Annotated in this window: 23 protein-coding genes; 12 read left to right on the top strand and 11 right to left on the bottom strand. The window is 72.8% G+C overall.

Annotated elements, in window-relative coordinates; genetic code table 11:
* Positions 1-23: 23 nt before the first annotated feature.
* The gene (locus tag FHL79_RS04065; protein WP_138757343.1) at positions 24-257 is read right to left on the bottom strand and encodes a hypothetical protein; all 234 of its coding nucleotides are present in this window, start codon (positions 255-257) and stop codon (positions 24-26) included.
* A gap of 983 nt (positions 258-1,240) precedes the next feature.
* On the opposite strand from FHL79_RS04065, the gene FHL79_RS04060 reads away from it, so the two are divergent.
* Complete coding sequence (locus FHL79_RS04060) at positions 1,241-2,218, top strand: AAA family ATPase (protein WP_138757342.1); 978 nt, start codon at positions 1,241-1,243, stop codon at positions 2,216-2,218.
* Between the two features lie 5 nt (positions 2,219-2,223).
* Here FHL79_RS04060 and FHL79_RS04055 read toward each other — a convergent pair whose 3' ends face one another.
* On the bottom strand, positions 2,224-2,676 hold the full coding sequence (locus FHL79_RS04055) for a VOC family protein (protein WP_171058001.1): 453 nt from the start codon (positions 2,674-2,676) through the stop codon (positions 2,224-2,226).
* 134 nt (positions 2,677-2,810) lie between these two features.
* On the opposite strand from FHL79_RS04055, the gene uvrA reads away from it, so the two are divergent.
* The gene (uvrA, locus tag FHL79_RS04050; RefSeq protein ID WP_138757341.1) at positions 2,811-5,255 is read left to right on the top strand and encodes an excinuclease ABC subunit UvrA; all 2,445 of its coding nucleotides are present in this window, start codon (positions 2,811-2,813) and stop codon (positions 5,253-5,255) included.
* A 17-nt stretch (positions 5,256-5,272) separates the two neighbouring features.
* Here uvrA and FHL79_RS04045 read toward each other — a convergent pair whose 3' ends face one another.
* Together FHL79_RS04045 and FHL79_RS04040 are read right to left on the bottom strand one after the other, a co-directional pair.
* A complete protein-coding gene (locus FHL79_RS04045; protein WP_138757340.1) occupies positions 5,273-5,935 on the bottom strand; it encodes a response regulator transcription factor in 663 nt (220 codons plus the stop codon).
* Positions 5,932-7,077, bottom strand: coding sequence for a sensor histidine kinase (locus FHL79_RS04040; RefSeq protein ID WP_138757339.1), 1,146 nt, complete (start codon positions 7,075-7,077; stop codon positions 5,932-5,934). The genes FHL79_RS04045 and FHL79_RS04040 overlap by 4 nt, the downstream gene beginning before the upstream one ends.
* 192 nt (positions 7,078-7,269) lie before the next feature.
* On the opposite strand from FHL79_RS04040, the gene FHL79_RS04035 reads away from it, so the two are divergent.
* Together FHL79_RS04035 and FHL79_RS04030 are read left to right on the top strand one after the other, a co-directional pair.
* Positions 7,270-8,142, top strand: coding sequence for an ABC transporter ATP-binding protein (locus FHL79_RS04035; protein WP_138757338.1), 873 nt, complete (start codon positions 7,270-7,272; stop codon positions 8,140-8,142).
* A 46-nt stretch (positions 8,143-8,188) separates the two neighbouring features.
* Positions 8,189-8,944: a hypothetical protein gene (locus FHL79_RS04030; protein ID WP_138757337.1), complete on the top strand. Its 756-nt coding sequence runs from the start codon at positions 8,189-8,191 to the stop codon at positions 8,942-8,944.
* A 133-nt stretch (positions 8,945-9,077) separates the two neighbouring features.
* On the opposite strand, the gene FHL79_RS04025 is transcribed toward FHL79_RS04030, so the two are convergent.
* The 4 genes from FHL79_RS04025 to FHL79_RS04005 form a co-directional block, all read right to left on the bottom strand.
* Positions 9,078-9,674: a maleylpyruvate isomerase family mycothiol-dependent enzyme gene (locus FHL79_RS04025; RefSeq protein WP_138757336.1), complete on the bottom strand. Its 597-nt coding sequence runs from the start codon at positions 9,672-9,674 to the stop codon at positions 9,078-9,080.
* Entirely contained in the window at positions 9,671-10,111 is a 441-nt protein-coding gene (locus FHL79_RS04020; RefSeq protein ID WP_138757335.1) for an SRPBCC family protein, read from the bottom strand. The genes FHL79_RS04025 and FHL79_RS04020 overlap by 4 nt, the downstream gene beginning before the upstream one ends.
* Positions 10,108-10,449: an ArsR/SmtB family transcription factor gene (locus FHL79_RS04015; protein ID WP_138757334.1), complete on the bottom strand. Its 342-nt coding sequence runs from the start codon at positions 10,447-10,449 to the stop codon at positions 10,108-10,110. Before FHL79_RS04015 ends, FHL79_RS04020 begins: the two co-directional genes overlap by 4 nt.
* A 244-nt stretch (positions 10,450-10,693) precedes the next feature.
* Entirely contained in the window at positions 10,694-10,897 is a 204-nt protein-coding gene (locus FHL79_RS04005; RefSeq protein ID WP_138757333.1) for a hypothetical protein, read from the bottom strand.
* 248 nt (positions 10,898-11,145) lie between these two features.
* Here FHL79_RS04005 and FHL79_RS04000 point away from each other — a divergent pair, with 248 nt between their 5' ends.
* A complete protein-coding gene (locus tag FHL79_RS04000; protein WP_138757332.1) occupies positions 11,146-11,745 on the top strand; it encodes a dihydrofolate reductase family protein in 600 nt (199 codons plus the stop codon).
* Between the two features lie 14 nt (positions 11,746-11,759).
* On the opposite strand, the gene FHL79_RS03995 is transcribed toward FHL79_RS04000, so the two are convergent.
* Together FHL79_RS03995 and FHL79_RS03990 are read right to left on the bottom strand one after the other, a co-directional pair.
* A complete protein-coding gene (locus FHL79_RS03995) occupies positions 11,760-12,554 on the bottom strand; it encodes a phosphotransferase (RefSeq protein ID WP_138757331.1) in 795 nt (264 codons plus the stop codon).
* Between the two features lie 44 nt (positions 12,555-12,598).
* Positions 12,599-13,549 carry a sugar-binding transcriptional regulator gene (locus FHL79_RS03990; protein ID WP_138757330.1) on the bottom strand — a complete coding sequence of 317 codons (951 nt, stop codon included), beginning with the start codon at positions 13,547-13,549 and terminating at the stop codon, positions 12,599-12,601.
* Between the two features lie 152 nt (positions 13,550-13,701).
* Here FHL79_RS03990 and FHL79_RS03985 point away from each other — a divergent pair, with 152 nt between their 5' ends.
* From FHL79_RS03985 to FHL79_RS03960, 6 genes are read left to right on the top strand one after another with little or no spacing between them, the layout of a single operon-like run.
* Positions 13,702-15,096 (top strand): ABC transporter substrate-binding protein, encoded by a 1,395-nt coding sequence (locus FHL79_RS03985; protein WP_171058000.1) that lies wholly within the window; start codon positions 13,702-13,704, stop codon positions 15,094-15,096.
* A 37-nt stretch (positions 15,097-15,133) separates the two neighbouring features.
* Positions 15,134-16,120, top strand: a complete 987-nt coding sequence (locus FHL79_RS03980; RefSeq protein WP_138757329.1) for a carbohydrate ABC transporter permease — start codon at positions 15,134-15,136, stop codon at positions 16,118-16,120.
* Positions 16,117-17,010, top strand: a complete 894-nt coding sequence (locus FHL79_RS03975) for a carbohydrate ABC transporter permease (RefSeq protein WP_218938315.1) — start codon at positions 16,117-16,119, stop codon at positions 17,008-17,010. Before FHL79_RS03980 ends, FHL79_RS03975 begins: the two co-directional genes overlap by 4 nt.
* A gap of 10 nt (positions 17,011-17,020) precedes the next feature.
* Positions 17,021-18,034 carry an NAD(P)-dependent alcohol dehydrogenase gene (locus FHL79_RS03970; RefSeq protein WP_138757328.1) on the top strand — a complete coding sequence of 338 codons (1,014 nt, stop codon included), beginning with the start codon at positions 17,021-17,023 and terminating at the stop codon, positions 18,032-18,034.
* 42 nt (positions 18,035-18,076) lie between these two features.
* Positions 18,077-19,189 carry an ABC transporter ATP-binding protein gene (locus FHL79_RS03965; protein ID WP_138757327.1) on the top strand — a complete coding sequence of 371 codons (1,113 nt, stop codon included), beginning with the start codon at positions 18,077-18,079 and terminating at the stop codon, positions 19,187-19,189.
* A gap of 31 nt (positions 19,190-19,220) precedes the next feature.
* Entirely contained in the window at positions 19,221-20,753 is a 1,533-nt protein-coding gene (locus FHL79_RS03960) for a mannitol dehydrogenase family protein (RefSeq protein WP_138757326.1), read from the top strand.
* A gap of 6 nt (positions 20,754-20,759) precedes the next feature.
* Here FHL79_RS03960 and FHL79_RS03955 read toward each other — a convergent pair whose 3' ends face one another.
* The gene (locus FHL79_RS03955; RefSeq protein ID WP_138757325.1) at positions 20,760-22,391 is read right to left on the bottom strand and encodes a glycoside hydrolase family 13 protein; all 1,632 of its coding nucleotides are present in this window, start codon (positions 22,389-22,391) and stop codon (positions 20,760-20,762) included.
* A 159-nt stretch (positions 22,392-22,550) separates the two neighbouring features.
* Between FHL79_RS03955 and FHL79_RS03950 the strand changes: the two genes are divergently transcribed.
* Entirely contained in the window at positions 22,551-23,027 is a 477-nt protein-coding gene (locus FHL79_RS03950) for a DUF4396 domain-containing protein (protein ID WP_138757324.1), read from the top strand.
* Positions 23,028-23,068: the final 41 nt, after the last annotated feature.

Here is a 23,068-nt window from a genome sequence, read left to right as displayed (position 1 = left end):
GTCGTCTACGCGTCTCTGGTCCATCAGCCGTAGGCCCAGGTGTCGAGCGTCTCCCGGACGGTGTCGTGGCAACCCAGCAGCGGGAACTGGTCGCCCCCAAGGATCCTGCCCTGCCGGTTGGGTATCGCGTTGGGGTGTCCGGTCACGTCGTGGCGGGTCTGAGCGGGGAAATCCATCCAGCCGTCGCCGCGGTGGGTGATGTAGAGGTCGGACTTGCCCGGCCCGCCCAGGCTCGTGTCCGAGAGACTCCTTCCCACTTCCCCTTCTTGTTCATGGGCTGGACCTGCAGCCTCATGACCGCGCCGCCCTCACGGCCGAACTGCACGCGCCTGATGACCTCATAGAGGTTGGAGAGTGCGAGCTTGCTTAGCCGATCTTGACCCTGGAGGCGGAGGGGGCGGCTTGGGCTGCGCAGCAGATCTGGTCGCGCCGGGCAGCCTGGTACGTCGGGCGGGCTCGCAGCGGATGGCATCGAGGAGAGGCTGACCTGCGTGCCGCTGTCGCTCCAGGTCCGGCGATGGCTGCCCTGGGACGTAACAGCGTGCTGAACTGCTGCCCAGTACGGCCGCCACCACCTGGAAGCGGCCGGCACGCCGCGCGCGCCGACCGGGTCGCCGCGCTGCTGACTGCCGCGCAGCTGGACGTGGTCACCACGCGACTGGTCGCCTTCCACGCGGGGCTGCTTTGCCCGTGGAGTCCGCTGAACCGACGACAAGCGACGTGGTCGCGCTCCCGAGGAGGAGCGCCGTGTGCCCGCCCCTCGACGGGCTTGGTGGCCGTGAAGCCGTCGCGGACGCTGAACGGACTTGGTACGGATTGCGATGGCCGTCTGCCTGGCATTCGAGTGGGCAGGGGGGCCGGGCCGGGGGTGGAGCGACGCCGGAAGATGGAATTAAATCTGTCGCACAGGCATCGCTTACTCATCGAAAACGTACTGAGACGACCTCATGCAGTCAACGTCGATCAACGACATGCGTGCTGTTCAGGGCGTCGTTTCATCAAACGCCAGCGTTGATCAACTAAACCAAGATCAAATCGCAGGGTTCTAGGTTCAGGTTCCATCGAGGGAGCAAGTCAGCCAGACCAACATGTCGCTGGCAGGGCTTTCTCTTGCCTTCCGCACAGGCAGTCCGAGCTGCTCGGCACCGGTGGTCGGAGGTGCTCTGAGGGTCGTCCACCGCTGCCGCTGGGCAGCAGCTCACGACGGGCTCGCCGTCCCGCGGGCGCCTACGCTCCCGGCATGGCGTCCAACCGCAAGCCACTGGACGACCTCCGTGAGACCGTCGGCCGCTTGAGCGATCAACTCCCGCGGTCCGGTCTCCGTGGCGTGGACGACCTGGTGAGCGACCTCTTCGGCGGCCGCCCCGGCCCGGCCCGGCCGCTCGCGGTGATCCAGGCCGAACTCGACGGGCTCATCGGGCTGGAGGCGGTCAAGGAGCAGGTGCAGGCGCTCGTCGCCTTCCTCCAGGTGCAGGCGCGACGCAAGGCGCACGGTCTGCCTGAGGCGGCGACGTCCCAGCATCTCGTGTTCCTCGGCAACCCAGGCACGGGCAAGACCACGGTGGCGCGGCTCCTGGCCGAGATGTACCGGGCGGTCGGCCTGCTGTCGAAGGGTCACCTGGTGGAGGTCGACCGCGCCGCTCTGGTTGGGCAGTACGTCGGTGCGACCGCGATCAAGACCGACCGCGTGATCCGCCGGGCACTCGACGGCGTCTTGTTCATCGACGAGGCGTACTCGCTGTCCCCGGAGGGCGACGGCCGGCCGGACTTCGGGCCCGAGGCGGTCGAGGTCCTGCTCAAGCGCATGGAGGACCACCGCCACCGCCTTGTGGTGATCGTGGCCGGCTATCCCCGGCTGATGGAGCAGTTCCTGCTCTCCAACCCCGGCCTCCGCTCGCGCTTCGCCCGCGAGATCGAGTTCCCCGACTACTCGACGGATGAACTCGAAGCGATCTTCGCCGGCATCGTGGCCCAGCACGAGTACGTGCTGGCGCCCGGCGCCCAGGTGACGCTCCGCCGCACCCTCGGCGGCTTGACCTCGGATCAGGAGTCCGGCAACGCGCGCTTCGTGCGCACGCTGTTCGAGCAGGCGCTCAACCGCCAGGCGTTGCGGCTGACCCGCGACAAGGGCCGGAGCGTTGATGCGCTCGACCGTGCCGAGGTCACGACGCTCGCCGCGAGCGACATCGCCGAAGCCGCTCACGCGCTGGGTGAGTAGCGTGCTCAGACCGGCGCGGCCGCGGACTCCTCGGACGCCGGGCTCGTCATCGCCGGGTCCATCCACATGACCTGCCAGCCGTGGCCGTCGAGGTCGAAGAAGCTGCGCGTGACCATGAAGCCTAGGTCCTCCAGGCCGTCGGCCTCGACGGCGCCTGCGGCCAGTGCGGCGTCGGCGACCCGGTCGACGTCCTCCCGGGTGGGCACGCTGAAGCAGTAGAGCGCCAGCGCGTGCGTCCGGGGGTCACCCGTCGGCAGCTTCGAGAGCTCGGCGAACTGCTCGCGGCTGCCCAGCATGACGCTGACCTGCTCGCCGACCAGCATGCAGGCGGCTCCCTCGCCGGAGAAGCTCTCGTCGAATTCGAACCCGAGCGCGGTGAAGAACGCCCGGCTGCGCTGGACGTCGGCCACGGGCATGGTCACGAAGAACGCGCGGCCGGGGTGTGCGGGGGTGGTCACGGTCGGTCTCCCGTCGGTGGTGTGAGTGGGTACGCCGGCATGGACCAGCCCGGCCGGCGGAACTGATCGGTGCCGACCCGGCGCAGGGCTGACCCGCCGACGCCGGTGTGCGGAGCGCCGGTCAGGCTGAGGGCATGATCGACGAGGCGGACCCCTACGTCCGAGTCCGCGGCGCCCGCGAGCACAACCTGCGCAACGTCGACGTGGACGTGCCGCGGGACGCCCTGGTGGTCTTCACCGGCGTCTCCGGTTCCGGGAAGTCCTCGCTGGCCTTCGGCACCATCTACGCGGAGGCGCAGCGCCGCTACCTCGAGTCGGTGGCCCCCTACGCCCGGCGGCTGATCCAGCAGGTCGGCGCCCCGGTCGTCGACGAGATCACCGGGCTGCCGCCCGCGGTGGCGCTCCAGCAGAGCCGGGGCGCGCCCAGCAGCCGGTCCACCGTCGGCACCGTGACGACGCTGTCCAACTCGCTGCGGATGCTGTTCTCCCGTGCCGGCAGCTACCCGGACGGTGCCGCGAGGCTCGACTCCGACGCCTTCTCGCCCAACACCGCGGCGGGGGCCTGCCCGGAGTGCTCGGGCCTCGGCCGGGTCCACCTGGTCACCGAGGACACCCTCGTGCCCGACCCGTCGCTGACCATCCGGGACGGCGCGATCGCCGCCTGGCCCGGTGCCTGGTACGGCAAGAGCCTGCGCGACGTCCTGGTCGAGCTCGGTCACGACGTCGACCGGCCCTGGCGCGACATCCCGCAGGCCGAGCGCGACTGGATCCTGTTCACCGACGAGCAGCCCGAGGTCACCGTGCACCCCGTCCGCGGGGTGGACCAGGTGCAGCGCGACTACCAGGGCCGGTACACCGGTGCCCGGGCCTACGTGCTGCACACCCTCGCCACCACCAAGAGCCCGACCATGCGCCAGCGGGCGCTGCGCTTCGTCCGCACCTCGACCTGCCCGGTCTGCGGGGGCAGCCGGCTGCGGCCCGAGTCGCTGGCCGTCACCTTCGCGGGCAAGAACATCGCCGACCTGGCCGGGCTGCCGCTGACGACGCTGGTCGACACATTGCGGGACGCCGCACCGACGACCGACGTGGCGGTGCGGATCAGCGCCGACCTGGTCGCCCGGATCGAGGTGCTCACCACGCTGGGCCTGGGCTACCTCAGCCTGGACCGGACGACCCCGACCCTGTCCCCGGGCGAGCTCCAGCGGCTGCGGATCGCGACCCAGCTGCGGTCCGGGCTCTTCGGGGTCGTCTACGTCCTGGACGAGCCGTCGGCAGGGCTGCACCCGGCGGACGCCGAACCGCTGCTGGTGGTCCTCGACCAGCTCCGCGCCGCCGGCAACTCGCTCTTCGTGATCGAGCACGACATGGCCCTGGCCGGCCGGGCGGACTGGATCGTCGACGTCGGCCCGCAGGCCGGTGAACGCGGCGGCCAGGTGCTCTACAGCGGTCCGGTCGCCGGCCTGGCCGAGGTCGAGGAGTCGGTGACCCGGCGCTTCCTCTTCACCCGGGAGCGTCCGGCCGCCCGCCCCCGCCGGCAACCCACCGGGCAGCTGCACCTGCACGGCATCGACCGGCACAACCTGCGGGACGTCGACGTCCGGGTGCCGCTCGGCGTCTTCACCGCCGTCACCGGGGTCTCCGGGTCGGGGAAGTCCACGCTGGTCAGCCAGGTGCTCACCGACGTCGTCACCCAGCGGCTGGGCGCACCGAAGGCCGAGGCGGACGACGACGCAGACGACGACGTGCCGGACCTCGCGGCCACCGACGTGCGCGCCGAGGGGCTGGAGGCCGTCGACCGGCTGGTCCGCGTCGACCAGAAGGCGATCGGCCGCACCCCGCGGTCGAACCTGGCCACCTACACCGGCCTGTTCGACGCCGTCCGCAAGGTCTTCGCGGAGACCGAGGAGGCCCGGGCGCGCGGCTACACCGCCGGCCGGTTCTCCTTCAACGTGGCCGAGGGCCGCTGCCCCACCTGCCAGGGCGAGGGCTTCGTCACCGTGGAGCTGCTCTTCCTGCCCGGCACGTACTCGCCCTGCCCGACCTGCCACGGCGCCCGCTACGACCCCGAGACCCTGGAGATCACGTACCGCGGCCGGAACGTCGCCGAGGTGCTCGACCTGACCGTCGAGGAGGCTGCGGGGTTCCTCGCCGACCTGCCGTCGGTGGCCACCAGCCTGCGGGTGCTCCAGGAGGTGGGCCTGGGCTACCTGCGGCTCGGGCAACCGGCCACCGAGTTGTCCGGCGGTGAGGCGCAGCGGGTGAAGCTCGCCAGCGAGCTTCAGCGGGCGCGGCGTGGACACACCCTGTACGTGCTCGACGAGCCGACGACCGGGCTGCACCCCGCGGACGTGGAGCTGCTGATGCGGCAGCTCCACCAGCTCGTCGACGCCGGCAACACGGTCGTGGTGGTCGAGCACGACATGGACGTCGTCGCGGACGCCGACTGGGTCATCGACCTGGGTCCGGGAGCGGGCGACCAGGGTGGCCGGATCGTGGCCGCGGGCATCCCCGAGCAGGTGGCGACGGTGGCCGGGAGCCAGACGGCCCGCTTCCTGGTGGCCCGGCTCCCACCGTCCTGAGGGCGGACGGATGGGGCTCAGCCCTCCAGCAGGCCGGCCTCATGGGCGAGGATCGCCGCCTGGGTGCGGTTGGTCAGGTCGAGCTTGGTGAGCAGCCGGGAGACGTAGGTCTTCACCGTCGCCTCGCTGACGAACAGCCGCCGGGCGAGCTCGGCGTTGGACTCGCCGCTGCCGAGCAGTGTCAGCACCTCCCGCTCGCGATCGGAGAGGGTCACCACCCGCTCCAGGGCCGCGGCCCGCCGGGGGGCGGCCTTCCGTTCCACGTAGGAGTCGATGAGCGTGGCGGTGACGGCGGGGGAGAGCGTGGCCGTGCCGTCGGCGACCGCACGCACGGCGGCGGCGATCTCCCGCGGCGGGGTGTCCTTGAGCAGGAACCCCGCGGCGCCCGCGGCCAGGGCCGCGTAGACGTACTCGTCCACGTGGAAGGTCGTCAGGACGGCGACCTGCGGGGGTTCGGGCAGCGCGAGGATCGCCCGGGTCGCGGTCAGCCCGTCCATCACCGGCATCCGGATGTCGATGAGGACGACGTCGGGGCGCAGCTCGCGGGCGGCCCGGACCCCCGCCGCGCCGTCGCCCGCCTCGCCGACGACCTCGAACCCGCCGGCGGCCTCGAGCACCGTCCGCAGGCCGAACCGCACCAGCTCCTCGTCGTCGACCAGCAGCACCCGGATCGCGCTCACGTCGGCAGCACCGCCTCGACCTCGAACCCACCGTCCAGCCGTGGTCCGGTGGTCAGCCGGCCGCCCAGGGTGCGCACCCGCTCACCCAACCCCACCAGGCCGTAGCCGCCGCTCGGCGCGCCGTCCGCCGGGGCGGGCGAGGGGCCGTTCGTGACGCGGACGACGAGCTCGCCCTGCCGCCGCTCGACGCACACCCGCACCCCCGTGCCCGGCGCGTGCTTGCCGGCGTTGGTCAGCGCCTCCTGGACGATCCGGTAGGCGGCCCGGCCGGCGACCGGATCGACCGGCACGGCGGCCTTCGGCGGGCCGGTCAGCTCCACCGCCATCCCGGCCTCCCGGGACTGGGCGACCAGCGTCGGCAGGTCGGCCAGCCCCGGCTGCGGACCCAGCGGCGCCGCCTCGTCGACGTCCTCTGCGCGCAGCACGCCGACCATCTGGCGCAGCTCGTCCAGGGCCTGGCGGCCCGCCGTCTGCACCTGCCCGGCCAGCTGCTGCACGCGCTGCTGGTCGGCTGCAGCCATCTCGATGGCGCCGGCCTGCAGCACCATCAGGCTCACCCGGTGGCCGACGGCGTCGTGCATCTCGCGGGCGATCCGGGTCCGCTCGGTGAGGACGGCGTCCCGGGCGAGCAGCTCACGCTCGGCCTCTGCCTTCTCGGCACGGTCGCGCAGCGCGGCCAGCAGCATCGCGCGGGTGCGCACGTAGACCCCGACCGCGCCGGGCAGCAGCACCAGCACTGCGCCGCCGAGCCATCGGCTGACCTGCTCGCCGGCGGCGCCGCCGGCCCAGGGCTGGGCGACGACGACCGTCCCGGCCGCCGCCGCGACGTACCGCGCCGGCCAGCGACCCACGTAGCGGCCCATCGCGTAGGACAGCGGCGTCAGCGCGCCGTTGATGGCCGGGGAGAGCACCGACAGCACCGCAACGAGCAGGAAGGGCACGAACGGAGCCCGCCGGCGCACGGTGAGCAGCAGGACGAAGGCGACGGCGGTCAGCACCGCGAACACGGCGACCGACACCGGCCCCCGGTCGCCCGTGGCCCCGCCCGCGCTGACCGCCACCGTGCTCAGCAGCGCGATGGCGACCTCGAGGACGACTCCGCGCGTGCTGAGGCCCGGCCAGATGCGCGCCCGGATCCCCATGGCCGCGAGCGTATTTCCCGGACCGCCAGTGCCGGGTCGCCCGTCGGTCGCGGCCCGCCGTCGACTTTCGGATGACAGCGCGACACCGATGTGCGACCGGATGTCTGGTCCTCCGGGCGACGCGGCCCCCGGCCCCGCCGCGACAAGGTCTTCCCAGCGACCGGACAGGCCGGTCGAACCGCGGAGGTCCACATGATCACGGTCACCGGATTGACCAAGCAGTACGGCGGGCGGACCGTCGTCGACGACGTCTCCTTCACCCTCGAGCCGGGTACCGTCACCGGGTTCCTCGGGCCCAACGGCGCCGGGAAGACCACGACGATGCGCATGGTCGCCGGCCTGGTCCCGGCCACCTCGGGCTCGGCGCTGGTGGACGGGCGGCCCTACGCGGCCCTGCCCAACCCGGGCGCCGTGATGGGCACGCTGCTGGACGCCGGTGCGGTGCACCCCGGCCGGACCGGGCGGACCCACCTGCGGCTGATCGCGGACGCCCTCGGTGTCCCCGCCGCCCGGGTCGACGCGGTGCTCGAGCTGGTCGACCTGACGTCGGCCGCGCGGCGCCGGATCGGCGGCTACTCCCTCGGCATGCGGCAGCGGCTGGGCATCGCCGCCGCGCTGCTGGCCGACCCGCCGGTGCTGATGTTCGACGAACCGGCCAACGGACTGGACCCGGAGGGCATCCGCTGGATGCGGTCCCTGCTGCGCGACCACGCCGGCCGGGGCGGCACGGTGCTGCTGTCCAGCCACCTGCTCGGCGAGGTCGAGCACACGGTCGACCGGCTGCTGGTGATCGGCGGCGGCCGGATCGTGGCCGACGGGCCGGTGGCGTCGCTGCTGGGCACGGACGGCGTCTCGGTCCGCGCCGCGGACCCCGCCGCCCTCGCCCGAGCGCTGACCGGGGCCGGTTTCGCCGTCGCGCCGGGCACCGACGGGGAGCTGGTCGTCTCCGGCGCCTCACCGGCCGACGTCGGGGCCGTCGCGGCCGCCGGCGGTCACGCGCTCACCGACCTCCGGCCGCTGCAGCGCGGCCTGGAGGACGTCTTCTTCACCCTCACCGCGGCCTGAGCCGCTCCACCCGCTCACCCCTTCTGCCTTCGGAGGTCCGATCCCCATGACCGCTGCTGTTATCCCCTCCTCCCGTCCCGTCGTTCCCCGCCGGTCGGGTGCCTCGCTGTCCGCCCAGGTCGGCCTCGAGGTCCGCAAGTCCCTGTCCACCCGGTCAGGGGTCGCCCTGGTCGGCGCCGCGGCGCTCCTCGCCCCCGCCGCCATGTCCGTGGCGGTGGCCTCCTCCGCCGAGCCCCTCAGCTCGCCGACCGGCCCGGTCGTCGTGACCGGCATGCTGTCGGTCCTGGTGCTGCTCGCGCTCGGTGTGCTGTCCACCGCCGGTGAGTGGACCCACGGCAGCGTGCAGACCACCTACCTGCTGGAGCCGCGCCGCACCCGCGTCCTGGCCGCCAAGGCCGTGGCCGTGGCAGCCGTCGGGGCGGGCGTGGCGGCGGTCGCCGCCGGGCTCGCGACCGGGGTGCTGGCGCTGTTCGGGCCGTCCGTGCCCTTCGACGGCGTCGGGCGTGCGGTGCTCGTGGTGGGCATCGCGGGTGCGGCGTTCGCGCTCGTCGGCGCCGGGATCGGCGCTGCGCTCGGCAACACCCCCGGCGCGCTGACCGGCGTCTACCTGCTCAACCTCGGTGTGCTGCCGCTGCTGCAGTTGTTCACGCCGGCGCTGGCCGACGCCATCGACCCGGGCAACGCGGTGCTCAGCCTGGCGCAGGGTTCCGAGCAGGCGCAGTCGATCACGGTCCTGACCGTCTGGGTGGCGGTCGCCCTGGTCGCCGGCGCTGCGATGACCCGCCGCCGCGCGGTGCAGTAGCCGCCGGGACCGCCACGTGCTGAGCGCCCTCTCGATCCGATCGAGGGGCGCTCAGGCGTCGTCGGGGTCCTTCCCCGGCCCGGTCCGTCCTCGAGCTCCCTCCGTTCGAGGCGACGCTGAGCCGCCGAGTGGCTCAGCCGGGGGGCAGGGCCGGGCCCTCGGGCAGGGTGCGGCCGCTCGCCAGCGCCAGGAGGCGACCGCTGTCGGCGCGGACGACGTCACCCTCGCCCCAGCTCCACCCGGAGTCGGTCGCCTCCAGACGGACGCCGGTCAGGTCGAGGCCGAACCACGCGCCGTTGGCGGCGGTGAGCTGGTCGAGGACGGCGATCACGGCCTCCCCGGGTGCGACGGCCGGCCGGTCGAGCGCGACGGTGACGTCGAGGGAGTGGATGACGGCGTGGCTGAGGGCGCCGGCCGCGCCGCCGCCCGGCGGCTGCCACGCGTGCAGCGCGGGGGAGCGCAGCGCGTCCAGGTGATCGGCGAGCGGCAGGGAGGCATCGCGCGCGGCCACGGTGTCGGAGACGACGCCGAAGTCCCCGCCGGCCGCCGCCATCTCCGCGCCGAACTGCTCGGGCGTCATCCGCGCCGGCATCGTCACGTGCGCGACCACGTGCCGGACCTGCCACCCCGCGCACAGCGACGGGGCGTCCCAGGTCTCGGCGGGCGCGGTGGCGAGCAGGTCGGCGAGTCCGTCGAACGTCGGTGCCACCCAGGACTGCAGGTCGGTCACGGTTGCTCCTCTCGGATCAGGTGGGCGAGGTGCTCCTCGAGCTTGTCGAGGGAGGTGAGGAAGCCGGCGCGAGCCTGTGGCGAGCGCATCGGCTCGGGCACGTGTCGCTGGTGGACGACGACCTCGGTGCGGCCGTCGCCGAGGTCGATGAGCGTGCTGGTCGTGTGCAGCCCGCTGGCCGACTCGACCCAGGCGAGCCGTTCGGGCGGGACGACCTCGGTGAACGCGGCGACCATCCGGTGACTGCCGGAGTCGCCGACTATCAGCGTCTCGAACCGGCCCCCGGCGTGCAGTTCGACCACGATGCCGTCCAGCGGGGTGGTCATGCCGCGCGGACCCCAGAACTGCGCGAGCTCAGCGGGCTCGGTCAGGCACCGCCACACCAGCTCGCGCGGCGCACGGAAGACCCGCCGGTGGACCAGCTCGTCGACGCTCATGCCTGCTCGCCGTCCTGCATGCGGGCCAGGTGTGTCTCCAGCCGGTCCATCCGCTCAGACCAGGCCCGACGGCTCTCGTCGATCCACGACACCGCAGTCTCCAGCGCCTGCGGCTCCAGCCGGCACGGGCGGGTCTGCCGGTGCCGGCTCCGGCTCACCAGGCCGCACCGCTCCAGGACGCTGATGTGCTGCGACACAGCCTGCAGGCTCATGGCATGCGGGGCCGCGAGCTCCTTGACCGTCGCCTCGCCCTCGCTCAGCCGGGCCACGATGTCGCGCCGGGTGCGATCGGCGAGCGCGGCGAACACCGCGTCCAGCCGTTTGTCATCGACGGTCATCGCCACGTTGTTACTCAAGCATTCGCTTGATAAAGCGTCAACTTGTACAGAGCTGGCTGCTCGCTGGGTCCCGGCATGGCGTCCGGCGTACGGGGGCCACCGCGGTCCTGGACAGCTGGACCGTCGACGGCGGCACTCTCGCCTCGAGGTGACCGGGAGAACCGGGCCGCTCGTCGTGCTCGCTCACGGCATGGGTGGCAGTTGCGAGGCGTACCGCTTCGTCGCGCCCGCCCTGGTGGCCGGTCTACCGCGTTCGCTGCTGATTGCGGGCGATCACGACGAGAACGCCCACGACGACGACCAGGGGCACCCACGACGGCAGCCCGAACGGTCCGAGCAGGAGTGCCGCGACGAACAGCACGAGCCGGAAGCCCAGCCAGAGGGCCACCGCGACCACGGCCCAGAAGAGCCACGGCCGCTCGTACTGCAACCGACGCAAGTAGTCCATGACCTCATCCTCGTCCTGGGTGGACCAAGACCGCCGCGGCGCCGACGGTCATGGGCCACATCGGCACCACGACCGCACGACTGAAGGCGGACGGTCAGGCCCGGAGACCCGGCAGCCCGTGGGAGGAGCCCCGGACGTCGGCCATGCCCTGTCCCGACGGGCACCGGCCCGTCGGGGCGATCGATTCACCGACGACTTCCGGGAACCGGACCGGTCCCAAAGAAGAGGTGCGACCGAGGGAGGATCCGATGGGCACGGTCATCGCGTCGGCGTCGATGTCGCTGGACGGCTACATCGCCAAGCACGACAACACGATCGGGCGGTTGTTCGACTGGCTGCAGAACGGGGAGGTGGAGATCCCGACCGCATCGCCCGGGATCACCCTCCACCTGAGCCCGCCGAGCGCCGAGTACTGGCGCCGGTGGACCACCGGGATCGGCGCGCTCGTCTGCGGCCGGACGCTGTTCGACGTCACCGACGGCTGGGGTGGGCGGCACACCATCGACGTGCCGGTCGTGGTGGTGACCCACGACGTCCCGACCGAGTGGGTCGACGCCCATCCGGACGCGCCGTTCTCCTTCGTCACCTCCGGCGTGGAGGACGCCGTCGCCCGGGCGCAGATGATCGCCGGCGAGCGCATCGTCGCGATCACGGCGGGCACCATCGCCCGGCAGTGCCTGGAGCTGGGGCTGCTCGACGAGGTGGCCGTCGACCTCGTGCCGGTCGTCATGGGCACCGGGCGGCCGTTCTTCGGTGAGCTGGGCGGGGACGACGTCCCGCTCGGCGACCCGACGGTCTGCGTCCAGGGCGACCGCGTCACCCACCTGCTGTTCCCCGTCGTGCGCTGAGGCGCGCCGGGCGGTCAGCGCAGCGCGGCCGCCAGGACGTCGGCGGCCTCGTCGTACCAGGCGCGGACCTGCTCGGCCCGCGCCCCGGCGCCGGCGGCGAGGTACTCGGAGAACCCGGCGTGACCGTCGGCGGCCGCCGTCCCGATGACGTCGTAGCACCACTCGTGGTTCTCCCGGACGGCCGCCACCAGCCGGGCCCGGTCGGCGTCCCCGAGCCCGTAGCTGTCGACGAACAGCCGCAGCCGCGCCAGCACCTGGCCCCGCCGCCGGTCGTGGATGTGCCGGTCGGGCCGCAGCGGGGTCCACAGCCGGACCGCGCACGCGACGTCCCACACCCGGCTGCCGGGGCTGGCCAGGTCGAAGTCGATGAGCGCGACCGCTCGCCGGTGGCGGAAGACGACGTTGTCCAGGTTGACGTCGTTGTGGCTGACCAGCCCGCCTCCGAACGGGGACGGCGGCGAGGGCGGCCAGTCGTGCGGCGTCGGGTCGAAGCTGCTGACCGCCCGGTGGTAGTCGCGGAGCAGGTGGGCCACGCTGGTCAGCGCGTCGTCGGTCAGCGCCCAGGCCGGGTACGGCGGCGTGATCGCGGCGCCCCGCACGTAGGAGAGGACCTCGCGGCCCTCGTCGTCCACCCCGAGGTACCGCGGCGCACCGGAGAAGCCCACCGCCGCCAGGTGGTCGAGCAGGGCGTGGGTGGCCGGGCTGGTGGGCCGGAGCGGCCGGCGGACGGTGTCGCCGATCCGGACGACCCGCCCCCGGTTCGCCGTGCCGCCGACGAGCAGGACCTCGGGTTCGCTCCGCTCGAGCACCGTCGCCTCCTGGCTGTGGTCCGGCCGCCTCCCCGCCAGGACCGTCACAGCTCGTCGAGGACGGCCCTCGCCAGGGTGCTGTGCGTCACGATGCCCGACACCAGGCCGCTGCGGAGGGCGGCGCGCACGGCAGGCGCCTTCCGGGTCCCGTAGGGGACGACGACGAGCTCCGGGACAGCCCGCATCTGGTCGGCGCTGAGCGCGATCATCCGCTCGGCCAGCTCGGTCGGCACCGGGGTGCCGTCGGAGGCGACGAAGACCCCGGAGATGTCGGCGCACACCCCGAGCTCCCGCAGCTCGCGGCGGTCGTCGTCGGAGGCGGTGTCGTACAGCGTCGACTGGCCGGCCTCCCAGAGCCCGACCCCGGCGACGGCCTTGGTGACCGACGGCAGCTGGTCGAAGGCCCGCGCGACCTCCGGCTGCTGCCGCAGCGCCCGCGCGGTGCCGGCGTCGGGCAGGGTGAGCGGTGCGTAGAACAGGTGGGCGGCCCCGCCGGACCGCCGGGCGACCTCCCGGACGACGTCGACCGAGGTGTCGGGGCCCTCGGGCATCGACAGGGCGCCGGAGAGCTGGACGACCGGTGTCCCCGGCAGCGCGGGGAGGGCCCGGGCCATCGCGCTCACCGCCCGCGCCCAGGCCAGCCCCAGCACGTCCTGGGGCGTGACGATCTCGGCGAGCAGCCGCGCCGCGGCCCGGCCGACGTGCCCGCGCAGCGACGCGGCGTCGTCGTCCGGCACGTCGACGACGACCGCGTGCTGCAGCCCGCACCGGTCGCGCAGCCGGGCGGACAGGTCGACGTCGATCTCGCCCTGGTGCCGGATCTCGATGCGCACCAGGCCGGTCTCCCGGGCGTCGTCGAGGAGGCGGGCCACCTTGAACCGGCTCATGCCGAACTCCTCGGCGATCTCGACCTTCGACCGGCCGTCGAGGTAGTAGCGGCGCGCCACCGAGGCCGTCAGGACGACCTGGGCCGGACCTCTGTCCTGGTCGGCCATCACGTCCACACTCCGCTCATCCGAGCAACCCGGCCCTCATCCTGGCAGGTCCCTTGACGCCCGCGGTGTGAGCCCTGAGACTCACGTCACACAGATGAGGGAGACGCCGCTCGTTTGAGCGACGCTCCGCTGGCCTGTCCGGGGAGAGGTCCATGCCTGCAGCCGAACTCCGTCGCACCCGCCCGCGCACCGGGGGGAGGAGGAACGTCCCGGCCCTCGCCGTCATCGCGACGCTGACGATGAGCGGGTGCGCCGGCTGGGGCGGAGGCCCCAGTGGCGGAGGGCCGAACACGATCAACGTGCTCATGGTCAACAACCCGCAGATGGCGGACCTGCAGCAGTTGACCGCCGCCAACTTCACCGCCGAGACCGGCATCAACGTGAACTTCACCGTGCTGCCGGAGAACGACGTCCGGGACAAGATCAGCCAGGAGTTCTCCAGCCAGGCCGGCCAGTACGACGTCGCCACGCTGAGCAACTTCGAGATCCCGATCTACGCCCGCAGCGAGTGGATCGCCCCGCTGGACGACTACGTCGCGGCCGATCCCGACTTCGACCAGGACGACATCCTCGCCCCGATGACGGCGTCGCTGTCCGGGGACGACGGCAAGCTCTACGGCGAGCCGTTCTACGGCGAGTCCTCCTTCCTCATGTACCGCAAGGACGTGCTCGACGGCGCCGGGATCGAGATGCCGGCCCAGCCGACCTGGCAGGAGGTCGCCGACATCGCGGCGCAGGTCGACGGGATCCAGCCGGGGATGGCCGGGATCTGCCTGCGCGGCCAGCCCGGCTGGGGGCAGGTCTTCGCGCCGCTGACCACGGTCGTCAACACCTTCGGCGGCACCTGGTTCACCGAGGACTGGCAGGCCGGGGTCGACAGCCCCGAGTTCCGCGCGGCCGTGCAGTTCTACGTGGACCTGGTCCGCGAGCACGGTGAGGTCGGTGCGCCGCAGGCCGGGTTCACCGAGTGCCTGAACAACCTGGTCCAGGGCAACGCCGCCATGTGGTACGACGCCACCTCGGCGGCCGGCTCGCTCGAGTCCGAGGACTCACCGGTCAAGGGGAAGATGGGCTACGTCGCCGCACCGGTGGTCGAGACCGACACCGCGGGCTGGCTGTACGCCTGGTCGTGGAGCATCCAGCAGGCCAGCAGCAAGAAGGACGCCGCGTGGGAGTTCATCTCCTGGGCCTCCAGCCGCGAGTACGAGGAGCTGGTCGGCGCCGAGCTCGGCTGGTCCCGGGTGCCGGCGGGGAAGCGGGCGTCGACCTACGAGAACCCCGACTACCTGGCCGAGGCCTCGGCCTTCGCGGAGCCCACCCTGGCCGCGATCCAGGCCGCGGACCCGAACAACGCCGGCGTCCAGCCCCGGCCGGCGCCCGGCATCCAGTTCATCGACATCCCGGAGTTCCCGGACCTGGCGACCCAGGTGTCCCAGGACGTCAGCTCGGCGATCGCCGGGCAGCTGACCGTCGACGAGGCGCTGGAACGCGGTCAGGACCTCGCCAACGACGTGGCCGAGCGCTACCAGGACCGGGAGGCGAAGTGAGCGAGCCGGCAGGACGACAGCAGGGGGAGGCGGCGCGATGAGCACCATCCTGGAGACCGGCCGCGGACGCGGTGAGCCGCCGGCACCACCGCCGCCCCCGCCGCCCTCGCAACCGCCGAGCGGAGCACTCCGCCGGTCCGCCGACTGGGCCCGCCGGGCGCCGCTGCTCCCCGCGTTGGTCTTCACGATCATCGTGACCCAGCTGCCGTTCGTGGTGACGCTGATCGTCTCGTTCATGGACTGGAACGCCTACTACCCCGACGAGCGCGGGTTCGCCGGGCTGAGCAACTACGCCAGCGTGCTGACCGACGTCAACATGCGGCGCGCGATCTGGGTGACGGTCGTCCTCACCGTGGTCGTCGTCCTCGTCAGCCTGCTGCTGGGGATGGGCATCGCGCTGCTGCTGGACCGCAAGTTCGCCGGCCGCGGCGTGGTGCGCACCATGATGATCACGCCGTTCCTCATCGTCCCGGTGGCCGCGGCGCTGCTGTGGAAGCACGCCCTGTTCAACCCCGAGTACGGCCTGCTCAACGGCACCCTCACGTGGGTGTGGAGCCTGTTCGGCTCGGACAACCCACCGCAGCCGGACTGGATCTCCCAGGCGCCGCTGATCTCGGTGGAGATCGCGCTCATCTGGCAGTGGACGCCGTTCATGATGCTGATCCTGCTGGCCGGACTGCAGAGCCGGCCGCTGGACGTCATCGAGGCCGCGCGCATCGACGGCGCCAGCAGCTGGCAGATCTTCCGGTACATGACCTTCCCGCACCTGCGCCGCTACCTGGAGCTCGGCGGCCTGCTCGGGTCGATCTACATCGTGCAGAACTTCGACGCCGTCTTCACGATCACCTCGGGCGGGCTGGGCACCGCGAACCTGCCCTACGTGATCTACCAGACCTTCTACCAGGCGCACGACTACGGCCGGGCGTCCGCGGCGGGCGTCGTCGTCGTCATCGCCACCATCGCCATCGCCACCCTGGCGCTGCGCACGGTGTCCACGCTGTTCCAGGAGGAGAACGCGCGATGAGCTCTCTCACCGACGTGGGCCCGGTGGCCGCGACCCGCACCGACTCCGGCGAGGAGCGCGCCCCCCGCAAGCCGCGCAGCGGTGCGCTGCTCGGGGTGGCCGCCTGGCTGATCGGCTTCCTCTTCGTGGTGCCGGTGCTGTGGATGATCCTCACGTCCTTCCACAGCGAGGAGGACGCCGCCACCAACCCGCCCTCGCTCGCCGCGCCGCTGACCCTGAGCGGCTACAAGGAGTTCTTCGGCGTGGGCACCGGGGCCAACCCGTGGCCCTCGCTGGCCAACTCGCTGACGGCCAGCGTCGTCTCCACGGTCATCGTGCTGCTGCTGGCGATCCCGGCGGCCTACGCGCTGTCGATCAAGCCGGTGCGCAAGTGGACCGACGTCATGTTCTTCTTCCTGTCCACCCGGATGCTGCCGATCGTGGCCGGGCTGCTGCCCATCTACCTGTTCGCCCAGTGGAGCGGGTTGCTGGACAACATCTGGCTGCTGATCGTGCTGTACACGGCGATGAACCTGCCGATCGCGGTCTGGATGATGCGCTCGTTCCTGGCCGAGGTCCCGGTGGAGATCCTCGAGGCCGCATCGATGGACGGCGCCGGGCTCATCCGGACCCTCCGTCAGGTGGTGGCCCCCATCGTGCTGCCGGGCATGGCCGCGACCTCGCTGATCTGCTTCATCTTCAGCTGGAACGAGCTCCTGCTCGCCCGGACCCTGACCGGGACCCGGGCCGGGACCGCCCCGGTGTACCTCACCGGCTTCGTCACCAGCCAGGGCCTGTTCCTGGCCCAGGTCTGCGCCGCGGCGTTCGCGGTGTCGCTGCCGGTGCTGATCGCCGGCTTCGCCGCCCAGGACAAGCTGGTGCAGGGCCTCTCCCTCGGCGCGGTCAAGTGAGGGCCGCCGCGTGAGGGTGTCGGTCCTGCAGGGCGTCGGGGACGTCGCCCTCGTCGAGCGCCCGGAGCCCGAACCGGGCCCCGGGGAGGTCGTCGTCCGGGTGGCCTCGGTCGGGGTGTGCGGGTCCGACGTGCACTACTACGAGCACGGCCGGATCGGGCAGTACGTCGTGGACTCCCCGCTGGTGCTCGGGCACGAGGCGGCCGGTGAGGTGACGGCACTGGGCGCCGGGGTGACGTCGCCGGCGCTCGGCCAGCGGGTGTCGATCGAGCCCGGCGTGCCGGACCTGACCTGCGAGCAGTGCCTGGCCGGCCGGTACAACCTCTGCCCGGCGATGCGCTTCTACGCGACCCCGCCGATCGACGGTGCCTTCGCCGAGTACGTCGTGGTGCACGCCGCCTTCGCCCACCCGGTGCCCGACACCATCAGCGACGACGCCGCCGCGCTGCTCGAACCGCTGTCGGTGGGCATCTGGGCCTGCCGGAAGGGCCGGGTGACCGCCGGCTCGCGGGTGCTGGTCACCGGGGCCGGACCGATCGGGCTGGTCAGCGTCCAGGCGGCACGGGCCTTCGGTGCCACCGACATCGTGGTGTCCGACGTCAACCCGGCCCGGCTGGAGCTCGCCCGGGAGCTGGGCGCCACCGAGGTCGTCGACGCCCGGACGACGGGTCTCGAGGACCTGCCGTGGGCGCCCGGGGTGCTGCTGGAGTGCTCGGGCCACCCGGGGGCCACCGTGGCCGGCCTCCGGGCGCTCGCCCCGGCCGGCCGCGCCGTCCTGGTCGGGATGGGCGGCGACGAGCTGCCGCTGCCGCTGTCGGTCCTGCAGGACCGCGAGCTGGAGGTCACCGGCGTCTTCCGCTACGCCGGCACCTGGCCGACCGCGATCGCGCTGGTCGCCGCGGGGCGGATCGACCTGGACCGCCTCGTCACCGGCAGCTACGCGCTGGCCGAGGCGGAGGACGCGCTGACCGCGGGCCGGCGGGACCCGCAGTCGGTGAAGGTCGTCGTCCACCCGCAGACCTGAGACGTCCCGCCCCACCCACGCACGAAGCGAGGAGAGAACCTGATGGCCTCTGTCACCTACGACCGGGCGAGCCGCATCTACCCCGGGTCGGAGAAGCCCGCGGTCGACTCGCTCGACCTCCAGATCGCCGATGGCGAGTTCCTCGTCCTGGTCGGCCCGTCCGGCTGCGGCAAGTCCACCAGCCTGCGGATGCTCGCCGGCCTGGAGGACGTCGACCGGGGCGACATCCTCATCGGCGACCGCAAGGTCACCCACCTCAAGTCCAAGGACCGGGACATCGCCATGGTGTTCCAGAGCTACGCCCTCTACCCGCACATGACCGTGGGGGAGAACATGGGCTTCGCGCTGAAGATCGCCGGCAAGGGCAAGGACGAGATCGCCACCCGGGTGGCCGAGGCGGCCAAGATCCTCGACCTCGAGGAGTTCCTCGACCGCAAGCCGAAGGCGCTCTCCGGTGGCCAGCGGCAACGCGTGGCGATGGGCCGCGCCATCGTCCGCTCGCCGCAGGTCTTCCTGATGGACGAGCCGCTGTCCAACCTCGACGCCAAGCTGCGCGTGCAGACCCGCACCCAGATCGCCGACCTGCAGCGGCGGCTGGGGACGACGACGGTCTACGTCACCCACGACCAGGTCGAGGCGATGACCATGGGCGACCGGGTCGCCGTGCTGCGCAGCGGTCTGCTGGAGCAGTGCGACACCCCACTGCGGCTCTACCAGCAGCCGGCCAACGTCTTCGTCGCCGGCTTCATCGGCTCCCCGGGGATGAACCTCGCCGAGTTCTCCATCGCCGACGGGCACGCCGTCCTCGGCAGCGCCCGGCTGCCGCTGCGCACCGAGTCGTTGAGCGCGCTGTCCGCCGAGGGGGCGGACCGGGTCACGGTCGGCTTCCGGCCGGAGGCGCTGGACGTCGTCTCCGAGAACGACCCGAACGCCTTCCCGGTCGACGTGGTCGTGGTGGAGGAGCTGGGGTCCGACGCCTACCTGCACGGGACGCTGCCGGAGCTCCCCGAGGGGGCCGATGCGGACGCCCGGCGGGTCATCGCCCGGGTCGACCCGGCGCACCCGCCGCTCAAGGGCGAGCGGCTGCACCTGCGCATCCAGCCCGGCAAGGAGCACCTCTTCTCAGCCTCGACCGGTCGGCGCCTGCCGACCTGACCCCGCCCGCAGCCGTCCTGAGGAGGACCCCGTGGCACTGCTCACCGCGCAGTCGTTGTCGTCCCTGCCCCCAGAGGTGGCCCGGCCGACGTACGACCGGTCGCAGGTCCGGACCGGGATCGTCCACCTGGGGGTGGGCGGCTTCCACCGGGCGCACCAGGCGATGTACCTCGACGGCCTGCTCGAGCAGGGCGCGGCGGGGGACTGGGGCATCTGCGGCGTCGGGGTGCTCCCGTCCGACCGCCGGATGGCCGAGGTCATGGCCGCCCAGGACTGCCTGTACACGCTGGTGGTGAAGCACGCCGACGGGACCTGGGACGCCCGGGTCATCGGGTCGATCGTCGAGTACCTGTTCGCCCCGGACGACCCGGAGGCGGTGGTGGAGAAGATGGCGGCGGAGTCGACCCGGATCGTCACGCTGACCGTCACCGAGGGCGGCTACGCCATCGACCCGGTGACCGGGGAGTTCGACGCGGGGGACGCCGGCGTCGTCCACGACCTGGCGCCGGGGGCGTCGCCGACCACGTCCTTCGGGTTCGTCACCGAGGCGCTGGTCCGTCGGCGTGCGCGCGGCCTGCCGCCGTTCACCGTGGTGTCCTGCGACAACATCCAGCACAACGGCGACGTCGCCCGGCGGAGCTTCGCCTCCTTCGCCGCGCTGCGCGATCCCGAGCTCGGGGCCTGGGTGGAGCGGGAGGTGTTCTTCCCGAACTGCATGGTCGACCGGATCACCCCGGCGACCACGGACGACGACCGGGCCGAGGTGGCCTCCCGCTTCGGCATCGAGGACGGCTGGCCGGTGGTGTGCGAGCCGTTCGCGCAGTGGGTGCTGGAGGACCGGTTCCCGCTCGGCCGCCCGCCGCTGGAGGACGTCGGCGTCCAGGTCGTCGACGACGTCGAGCCCTACGAGATGATGAAGCTGCGGCTGCTCAACTCCGGTCACCAGGCGCTGGCCTACCTGGGGCACCTCGTCGGGTACCGGCTGGTGCACGACGCGGCGCAGGACCCGCTCTTCCAGCGGCTGCTGCTCGGCTACATGGTGGAGGAGGCGACGCCCACCCTGCGGGAGTTGCCCGGGATCGACCTCGACTCCTACCGGCGGGACCTGATCGCCCGCTTCTCCAACCCCGCCGTCCGGGACACCCTGGCGCGGCTGGCCTTCGACGGCTCGGAGCGGCTGCCGAAGTGGCTGCTGCCGGTCGTGTGGGACAACCTGGCCGCCGGCGGCGAGGTGCGCCGGTCGGCCGCGGTCGTGGCCGGCTGGGCGCGCTACTCCGAGGGGGTGGACGAGCAGGGACAGCCGATCACGGTCGTCGACCGCCGGCGGGACGCGCTGCAGGCGCTGGCCGAGCGGCAGCGGGAGGAACCGCTGGCGTTCATCGCCGACCGCGAGCTGTTCGGGGACCTGGTCGACGACGAGCGGTTCACCGTGCCCTACGCCGCGACGCTGCGCTCGCTGTACGACCGCGGCACCCGGGCCACGCTCGAGGCGCTGGTCGCCGAGCTCGAGCCCGGCGGCCTCCCGTCCACGACCGCTGCCGGGACGGGGAACCCGCCCGGCTGACCCCGGTCAGTCCTCGAGAAGCCAGACGGCGGTGTCCGGCGGGAGCGCCACGGTGGCCGCCGAGGTCTTCACGTGCGTGGAGGAGGCCAGCAGCACCGAGCCCGGGTTGGGCACCAGGGCCGTCCCGGTGCCCATGTTGACCACGCACCGCACGGTCTCGTCGTCGCCGACGCTGCGCACGGTCAGCACGTCGCCCTGGGTCTCCACCGTCGCGTCCCCGGAGCCCAGCGCCGAGTGGGCCGCGCGCAGGGCGAGCGCGCGGCGGTAGAGGGTCAGCATCGAGCCGCCGTCGCGGGTCTGCCGGGACACCGCGAACCCCTCCCACTCCGCCGGGATCGGCAGCCACGGCTCCGCCGCGCCGTCGGGGGAGAAGCCGACGCCGGCCGTCTCGTTCCACGGCATCGGCACCCGGCAGCCGTCCCGGCCCGCCCGCGCACCGCCGCTGCGCCAGAAGATCGGGTCGAGCTTCGCCTCGTCGGGGACGACGGCCTGCGGCAGCCCGAGCTCGTCCCCGGCGTACAGGTACGGCGAGCCGGGCAGCGCCAGCACCATCAGCGCGGCGGCGCGGGCCCGGGAGGTGCCGAGCGCCCCGCCGCCGAACCGGCTCACCTGCCGGTCCTTGTCGTGGTTGCCCAGCACCCAGGAGACCGGGGCGCCGACCCGGGCGAAGGCGTCGAGCGCGGACTGCACCCCGTCGGCGAAGGCGGCGGTGTCCCACGTCGACTTGAGCAGCCGGAAGGAGAAGGACTGGTGCATCTCGTCGGGCCGCGAGTACAGCGCGACCTGCTCCAGGTCGGCCAGGCAGACCTCGCCGACCAGCATCGTGTCGGGGTACTCGTCGCAGACCGACCGCCAGCGGCGCCACACGTCGTGCACCTCGGGCTGGTTCCAGGTCATCGCCTGCTCCGGCCCGTGCCCGAACAGGGTGGGGGAGTAGCTGCCGGGGTTGTCCCGCAGCTCGGCGTCCTTGAACAGCCCGTAGGCGACGTCGACCCGGAACCCGCTCACGCCTCGGTCCAGCCAGAACCGCAGGGTGCGGTCGAAGTCGGCGGCCACGGCCGGGTCCCGCCAGTTCAGGTCGGGCTGCTCGGGGGCGAACAGGTGCAGGTACCAGCGGCCGTCCGGCGTGCGCGACCAGGCCGGGCCGCCGAAGAGCGACTGCCAGTTGTTCGGCGGCTCCGCCGAGGGCGGCGCGAAGTGGTAGCGGGCGGCCTCGGCGGAGTCCGGGTCGGCGAGCGCGGCCTGGAACCAGGGGTGCCGGTCGGAGGTGTGGTTGGGGACGACGTCGAGGATGACCCGCAGGCCGAGCCGGCGGGCGTCCTCGACGAGGGCCACGAGGTCGGCCACGTCGCCGTAGTCCGGGTCCACCGCGCGGTAGTCGACGATGTCGTAGCCGCCGTCCGCGCCGCCCGAGGGGTAGTGCGGGTTGATCCACAGTGCGTCGACCCCGAGCCAGGACAGGTAGGGCAGCCGGGAGCGGAGACCGGCGAGGTCACCGATCCCGTCGCCGTTGCTGTCGGCGAAGGAGCGCAGGTAGACCTGGTAGACCACGGCGGTCCGCCACCAGTCGGCCGGGGCCTGCCCCGACGCGACGGAGTGCTCGGTCGTGGTCCGCACCGTTGCGAGCCGGGATGCCATGGACAGAGCATCGGCAGCCGATCGGTGCGTCGACTGTGAAGCAGGTCACCAGAAGATCGCCGGGAGCCTGGCGGATCTCGCCAAGCACGCCCCTGCACCGTGTCGATCCGGCGCAGCAGCCCCTCGCGTCACATACCCCGGGGGGGTATCACTACCGACATGGAGCACACGGAGCACGTGGAGCACAGGGAGCAGCAGACGTCGGTCAGCTGGGCCATGGCCCGGCAGGCGACGCTGCACTGCCTCACCGGCTGCGCCATCGGTGAGGTCCTCGGGATGGTCATCGGGACGTCGCTCGGGCTGCCCGACGCCGGCACGGTGGTCCTCGCCATCGCGTTGGCCTTCGTCTTCGGCTACGCGCTGACCATGCGCGGGGTGCTGCGCGCGGGGCTGCCGGTCCGGCAGGCGCTCGGCGTTGCCCTCGCCGCCGACACCATCTCCATCACCGTCATGGAGGTCGTCGACAACACCGTGATCCTCTCCGTGCCCGGCGCGATGGACGCCGGGCTCGGCAGCGCGCTGTTCTGGCTGGCGTTGGCCGGGTCGCTGGCGGTGGCCTTCGTGCTCACCCTCCCGGTCAACCGCTGGCTGATGAGCCGTGGCCGGGGGCACGCCGTCGTCCACCAGTACCACTGACGACCGGCATCGTCGCCAGAGGCGTGCCTTCAGCGATGCCG

Origin of the sequence: Modestobacter altitudinis (assembly GCF_005930475.1) — a bacterium.
GTDB lineage: Bacteria > Actinomycetota > Actinomycetes > Mycobacteriales > Geodermatophilaceae > Modestobacter > Modestobacter altitudinis.
The sequence above is the reverse complement of the archived record's forward strand: the minus strand, read 5'-3'. Positions and strand labels throughout refer to the sequence as shown.

What these genes read in the sequence shown, in the direction of transcription:
- FHL79_RS04020 (WP_138757335.1), bottom strand. Translation starts at nt 10,111, where the DNA reads ATGAGCGTCGACGAGCTGGTCCACCGGCGGGTCTTCCGTGCGCCGCGC.
- FHL79_RS04040 (WP_138757339.1), bottom strand. Translation starts at nt 7,077, where the DNA reads ATGGGGATCCGGGCGCGCATCTGGCCGGGCCTCAGCACGCGCGGAGTC.
- FHL79_RS03965 (WP_138757327.1), top strand. Translation starts at nt 18,077, where the DNA reads ATGGCCTCTGTCACCTACGACCGGGCGAGCCGCATCTACCCCGGGTCG.
- FHL79_RS03985 (WP_171058000.1), top strand. Translation starts at nt 13,702, where the DNA reads ATGCCTGCAGCCGAACTCCGTCGCACCCGCCCGCGCACCGGGGGGAGG.
- FHL79_RS03975 (WP_218938315.1), top strand. Translation starts at nt 16,117, where the DNA reads ATGAGCTCTCTCACCGACGTGGGCCCGGTGGCCGCGACCCGCACCGAC.
- FHL79_RS03990 (WP_138757330.1), bottom strand. Translation starts at nt 13,549, where the DNA reads ATGGCCGACCAGGACAGAGGTCCGGCCCAGGTCGTCCTGACGGCCTCG.
- FHL79_RS04000 (WP_138757332.1), top strand. Translation starts at nt 11,146, where the DNA reads ATGGGCACGGTCATCGCGTCGGCGTCGATGTCGCTGGACGGCTACATC.
- FHL79_RS04015 (WP_138757334.1), bottom strand. Translation starts at nt 10,449, where the DNA reads ATGACCGTCGATGACAAACGGCTGGACGCGGTGTTCGCCGCGCTCGCC.
- FHL79_RS04035 (WP_138757338.1), top strand. Translation starts at nt 7,270, where the DNA reads ATGATCACGGTCACCGGATTGACCAAGCAGTACGGCGGGCGGACCGTC.
- FHL79_RS04005 (WP_138757333.1), bottom strand. Translation starts at nt 10,897, where the DNA reads ATGGACTACTTGCGTCGGTTGCAGTACGAGCGGCCGTGGCTCTTCTGG.
- FHL79_RS03955 (WP_138757325.1), bottom strand. Translation starts at nt 22,391, where the DNA reads ATGGCATCCCGGCTCGCAACGGTGCGGACCACGACCGAGCACTCCGTC.
- FHL79_RS03950 (WP_138757324.1), top strand. Translation starts at nt 22,551, where the DNA reads ATGGAGCACACGGAGCACGTGGAGCACAGGGAGCAGCAGACGTCGGTC.
- FHL79_RS04060 (WP_138757342.1), top strand. Translation starts at nt 1,241, where the DNA reads ATGGCGTCCAACCGCAAGCCACTGGACGACCTCCGTGAGACCGTCGGC.
- FHL79_RS03980 (WP_138757329.1), top strand. Translation starts at nt 15,134, where the DNA reads ATGAGCACCATCCTGGAGACCGGCCGCGGACGCGGTGAGCCGCCGGCA.
- FHL79_RS04030 (WP_138757337.1), top strand. Translation starts at nt 8,189, where the DNA reads ATGACCGCTGCTGTTATCCCCTCCTCCCGTCCCGTCGTTCCCCGCCGG.
- uvrA (WP_138757341.1), top strand. Translation starts at nt 2,811, where the DNA reads ATGATCGACGAGGCGGACCCCTACGTCCGAGTCCGCGGCGCCCGCGAG.